3 protein-coding genes are annotated in these 5,859 nt (G+C 70.1%); all 3 read right to left on the bottom strand.

What is annotated here, in order from left to right; genetic code table 11:
• A complete protein-coding gene (gene ahcY / locus CUT83_RS10410) occupies positions 1 to 1,464 on the bottom strand; it encodes an adenosylhomocysteinase (protein ID WP_101255578.1) in 1,464 nt (487 codons plus the stop codon).
• Entirely contained in the window at positions 1,442 to 2,380 is a 939-nt protein-coding gene (gene metF, locus CUT83_RS10405; RefSeq protein WP_101255577.1) for a methylenetetrahydrofolate reductase [NAD(P)H], read from the bottom strand. Before metF ends, ahcY begins: the two co-directional genes overlap by 23 nt.
• Before the next feature lie 5 nt (positions 2,381 to 2,385).
• A partial coding sequence (gene metH / locus CUT83_RS10400; protein WP_241524783.1) for a methionine synthase occupies positions 2,386 to 5,859 on the bottom strand: 3,474 nt, incomplete at its 5' end.

Below are 5,859 nucleotides of genomic sequence, written 5' to 3'. Positions count from 1 at the left end.
TCAGTAGCGGTAGTGGTCGGGCTTGTACGGACCCTCCACCGGCACCCCGATGTAGGCCGCCTGCTCCGGACTCAGCACGGTCAGCCTCGCCCCCAGCGCCTCCAGATGCAGCCGGGCGACCTTCTCGTCCAGATGCTTGGGCAGCACATACACCCCCACCGGATAGGCATCCGGCTTGGTGAACAACTCGATCTGGGCGATCGTCTGGTTGGCGAAGGAGTTCGACATCACGAACGACGGATGCCCGGTGGCGTTGCCCAGGTTCAGCAGCCGCCCCTCGGACAGCACGATGATCGCCTTCCCGTCCGGGAAGGTCCAGGTGTGCACCTGCGGCTTGACCTCGTCCCTGACGATCCCGGGGATCGCCGCCAGACCGGCCATGTCGATCTCGTTGTCGAAGTGGCCGATGTTGCCCACGATCGCCTGGTGCTTCATCCGCGCCATGTGGGAGGCCAGAATGATGTCCTTGTTGCCGGTGGTGGTCACGAAGATGTCCGCACTCTCCACCACATCCTCCAGCGTGGCGACCTGATAGCCGTCCATCGCCGCCTGCAGCGCGCAGATCGGGTCGATCTCGGTGACGATCACCCGCGCGCCCTGCCCGCGCAGCGACTCCGCGCACCCCTTGCCCACGTCCCCGTAACCGCACACCACGGCCACCTTGCCGCCGATCAGGGTGTCGGTGGCCCGGTTGATCCCGTCGATCAGCGAGTGGCGGCAGCCGTACTTGTTGTCGAACTTCGACTTCGTCACCGAGTCGTTGACGTTGATCGCCGGGAAGAGCAGCACGCCGTCGCGCTGCATCTCGTACAGCCGGTGCACCCCGGTGGTGGTCTCCTCCGTCACCCCCCGGATCTCCGAGGCCAGCGCCGTCCACTTGCCCGGCTGCTCGGCCAGGGTGCGGGCCAGCAGGCCCAGGATGACCGCGTGCTCCTCGGACTCGGCCGTGGAGACGTCCGGCACCGCGCCGGCCTTCTCGTACTCCACGCCCTTGTGCACCAGCAGCGTGGCGTCCCCGCCGTCGTCCAGAATCATGTTCGGCCCGCCGGTGGGCTCGCCCGGCCAGGTCAGCGCCTGCTCGGTGCACCACCAGTACTCCTGAAGGCTCTCGCCCTTCCAGGCGAAGACCGGCACCCCCCGCGGATCCTCGGGAGTGCCACCGGGACCGACCGCGACCGCGGCGGCGGCATGGTCCTGGGTGGAGAAGATGTTGCAGGACGCCCAGCGCACCCGCGCGCCCAGCGCCACCAGCGTCTCGATCAGCACGGCCGTCTGCACCGTCATGTGCAGCGACCCGGTGATCCGCGCCCCGGCCAGCGGCCGGGCGGCGGCGTACTCGCGGCGGATGGCCATCAGACCGGGCATCTCGTGCTCGGCCAGCGTGATCTCCTTGCGGCCGAACGCCGCCAGGGACAGATCCGCCACCTTGAAGTCCGTGAAGTCAGCGGTGGGCTGCGAGGGCATGCCGGGTACTCCTTGGGGTCTGTGTGCTCTGGATATTGCTCTGGATGCTGCCGTGGATGTTGTGGTGGATGTCGAGCGTCGCGGTGGAGCGGTTGAGGGTGATGTAGTGCAGCCCGGGTGCGCCTTCGGCCAGCAGGCGCTCGGCCATGGCGGTGGCGTGGTCGACGCCGATGCGGTGGCCGGCGGCCGGGTTGCCGCGGGCGGCCTCCAGGCGGCGGGCCAGGTCCTCGGGGAAGGCCGCACCCGACAGCTCGGCGAAGCGGGCGATCTGCCGGGCGTCGGTGGCGGGCATGATCTCGGGGATGATCGGGGTGTCGCAGCCGGCGGCGACCACCCGGTCGCGCAACCGCAGATAGTCCTCGACGTGGAAGAACATCTGCGTGATGGCGTAGTCGGCGCCGGCCCGGCACTTGGCGACGAAGTGGCGGATGTCGCTGTCCCAGTCCGGCGAGCGCGGGTGCATCTCGGGGAAGGCGGCCACCCCGACGCTGAAGTCGCCCATCTCCTTGACCAGGGAGACCAGTTGGTGGGCGTGGGTGAAGCCCTGCGGATGCGGGGTCCAGGGCCCGCCCGGGTCGCCGGGCGGATCGCCGCGCAGGGCGAGCACATCGCGTACCCCTGCGTCGGCGTACCGGCCGATGATGTTGCGCAGTTCGGCCACGGAGTGGCCGACGGCGGTGAGGTGTGCGACCGGCCGCAGCGTGGTCTCGGCCGCGATCCGCTCGGTGACGGCGACGGTGCGGTCCCGGGAGGATCCACCGGCGCCGTAGGTGACCGAGACGAACGTCGGGTGCAGCACCTCGATGCGGCGGATGGCGTCCCACAGGGTGCGCTCGCCCGCCTCGGTCCTGGGCGGAAAGAACTCGAACGAGTACGAGCGCTCCCCCGCGGCCAGGACCTCGCGCAGTGTTCTCATGGTTCTCATACCCGTCCGCCTCCGGCATTGAAGTATTTGGCCTCGGGGTGGTGGACGACGATGGCGTCGGTGGACTGTTCGGGATGGAGCTGGAACTCCTCGGACAGCTTCACCCCGATCCGCTCGGGCCGGAGCAGCTCGGCGATCTTGGCGCGGTCGGCCAGCTCCGGACACGCCCCGTACCCCAGCGAGAACCGCGCCCCGCGGTATTTGAGGGCGAACATGTCCTCGATCGCGTCGGGGTCGTCGCCGGCGAAACCGAGCTCGGCACGGACCCGGGCGTGCCAGTACTCGGCCAGCGCCTCGGCCAGCTGCACCGACAGGCCGTGCAGCTCCAGATAGTCGCGGTAGGCGTTGGCGGCGAACAGCTCGGCGGTGGCCTGGCCGATGCGGGAGCCGACGGTGACCACCTGCAGGCCCACCACGTCCGTCTGACCGGACTCCTTGGGGCGGAAGAAGTCCGCCAGGCACAGCCGGCGCCCGCGGCGCTGGCGGGGGAAGGTGAACCGGCACCGCTCGGCACCGTCCTCACCGAGGACCACCAGGTCGTCGCCCTCGGCGTGGCAGGGGAAGTAGCCGTAGACCACCGCGGCCTCCAGCAGGCTGTCGGTGTGCAGCCGCTCCAGCCAGCCCCGCAGCCGCGGCCGGCCCTCGGCCTCGACCAGCTCCCGGTAGGAGGGCCCGTCCCCGGTGCGCGGCGCCTTCAGCCCCCACTGCCCCTTGAACAACGCGTCCTCGTCCAGCCAGGACGCGTACTCCTTGAGCGGAATGCCCTTGACCACCCGCGTGCCGTAGAAGGGCGGGGTGGGCACCGGATGGTCGGTGGCCACGTCCGAGCGCACCGGCCCGCCCGGCTCCGGCTCGGCCACCTGGGCGGCCGCCGCCTTGACCCGCCGCTGCCGCAGCTCGGGCAGCTTCGCCCCCGGCACACCACGCTTGACACCCATCAGCGCGTCCATCAGCCGCAGCCCCTCGAAGGCGTCCCGGGCGTAGCGGACCTCCCCGTCGTAGAGGGCGTGCAGGTCCTGCTCGACGTAGGCGCGGGTCAGCGCGGCCCCGCCCAGGATCACCGGATACTTCCCGGCCAGGGAACGGGCGTTGAGCTCCTGCAGATTCTCCTTCATGATCACGGTGGACTTCACCAGCAGCCCGGACATGCCGATCACATCCGCGGCGTGCTCCTCGGCCGCCTCCACGATCGCCGACACCGGCTGCTTGATCCCGAGGTTGACCACCGTGTAGCCGTTGTTGGACAAGATGATGTCCACCAGGTTCTTGCCGATGTCGTGCACGTCTCCGCGCACCGTGGCCAACACGATGGTGCCCTTGCCCGCCGCGCCCTCGACCCGCTCCATGTGCGGCTCCAGATGGGCCACGGCCGTCTTCATCACCTCCGCCGACTGCAGCACGAACGGCAGCTGCATCTGCCCGGAGCCGAACAGCTCCCCGACCACCTTCATGCCCGCCAGCAGGGTGTCGTTGACGATGTCCAGCGCCGGACGCTCGGTGAGGGCCTCATCCAGATCGGCCTCCAGACCGCCCCGCTCCCCGTCGATGATCCGCCGCTTGAGCCGCTCCTCCAGCGGCAGCGCCGCCAGCTCCTCGGCCCGGGAGGCCTGCACACTCCTGGTGTCCACGCCCTCGAACAGTTCCAGGAACCGCTGCAGCGGGTCATAGCCCTCCGCCCGCCGGTCATAGATCAGATCCAGCGCCACCCGCACCTGCTCGGCGGGAATCCGCGCGATGGGCAGGATCTTGGCCGCGTGCACGATCGCCGAGTCCAGCCCGGCCTTGACGCACTCGTCCAGGAACACGGAGTTGAGCACCATCCGCGCGGCCGGATTCAGACCGAAGGAGATGTTCGACAGCCCCAGCGTGGTCTGCACCCGCGGATGCCGCCGCTTGAGCTCACCGATCGCCTCGATCGTGGCCACCCCGTCCCGGCGGGACTCCTCGGTACCGGTACAGATGGTGAACGTCAGGCAGTCGATGAGGATGTCCTCCTCCCGGATACCCCACCTGCCCGTCAGATCCGCGATCAGCCGCTCGGCCACGGCCACCTTCTGCCCGGCCGTACGCGCCTGCCCCTCCTCATCGATGGTCAACGCGATCAGCGCCGCCCCGTGCTCGGCCGCCAGCGCCGTGATCCGCGCGAACCGGGAGCCGGGCCCGTCACCGTCCTCGTAGTTCACACTGTTGATCACCGCCCGGCCGCCCAGCTTCTCCAGCCCCGCCGCGATCACGGCCGGCTCGGTGGAGTCCAGCACCACCGGCAGCGTGGAGGCCGTCGCCAGCCGCCCGGCCAGCTCGGCCATGTCCGCCACCCCGTCACGGCCCACATAGTCCACACACAGATCCAGCAGGTGCGCGCCCTCGCGGATCTGCTCCCGCGCGATCTCCACGCAGTCCTCCCACCGCCCTTCCAGCATGGCGGTGCGGAACTTCTTCGACCCGTTGGCGTTGGTGCGCTCCCCGATCGCCAGATACGAGGTGTCCTGCCTAAACGGCACCGCCTGGTACAGCGACGCCGCCCCCGGCTCCGGCCGCACCTCCCGCCCCGCCGGCACCACTCCCCGCACCCGCTCGACCACCTGCCGCAGATGCTCCGGCGTCGTCCCGCAGCACCCACCCACCAGCGACAGCCCGTACTCGGCCACGAACGACTCCTGCGCATCCGCCAGCTCACCCGGCGTGAGCGGATAGCGCGCACCGTCGGCGGTCAGCTCCGGCAGCCCCGCGTTCGGCATACAGGACAGCGGGATGCGGGAGTGCCGCGCGAGGTAGCGCAGATGCTCGCTCATCTCCGCCGGACCGGTGGCACAGTTGAGCCCGATCATGTCGATGCCCAGCGGCTCCAGCGCCGTCAGAGCCGCACCGATCTCACTGCCCAGCAGCATCGTGCCGGTCGTCTCCACCGTCACCGAGCAGATCACCGGCACCGACCACCCGGCCGCATCCAGCGCCCGCCGCGCCCCCAGCACCGCCGCCTTGGTCTGCAGCAGGTCCTGGGTCGTCTCCACCAGCAGCGCGTCCGCACCCCCCGCCAGCAAACCCTCGGCATTGGCCTGATAGGCGTCCCGCAGCGTGCGGTACTCGACATGGCCCAGGGTGGGCAGCTTGGTACCCGGCCCCATCGCCCCCAGCACCCACCGCTGCCGCCCCGTGTCCCGCGTGAAGGCGTCGGCCACCTCCCGCGCCACCCGCGCCCCGGCCTCGGACAACTCCTCCACCCGGCCGGCGATGTCGTACTCCGCCAGCGCCGCGAAGTTGGCACCGAAGGTGTTGGTCTCCACACAGTCCACCCCCACCGCCAGATACGCCTCGTGCACCGAGGCCACGATGTCGGGGCGGGTGACGTTGAGAACCTCGTTACAGCCCTCCAACTGCTGGAAGTCCTCCAGCGACGGATCGGCCGCCTGCAGCATCGTGCCCATCGCCCCGTCCGCCACCACCACCCGCGAGGACAACGCCTCACGCAG

Origin of the sequence: Streptomyces barkulensis, assembly GCF_002843305.1 — a bacterium.
Lineage (GTDB): Bacteria > Actinomycetota > Actinomycetes > Streptomycetales > Streptomycetaceae > Streptomyces > Streptomyces barkulensis.
The sequence above is the reverse complement of the archived record's forward strand: the minus strand, read 5'-3'. Positions and strand labels throughout refer to the sequence as shown.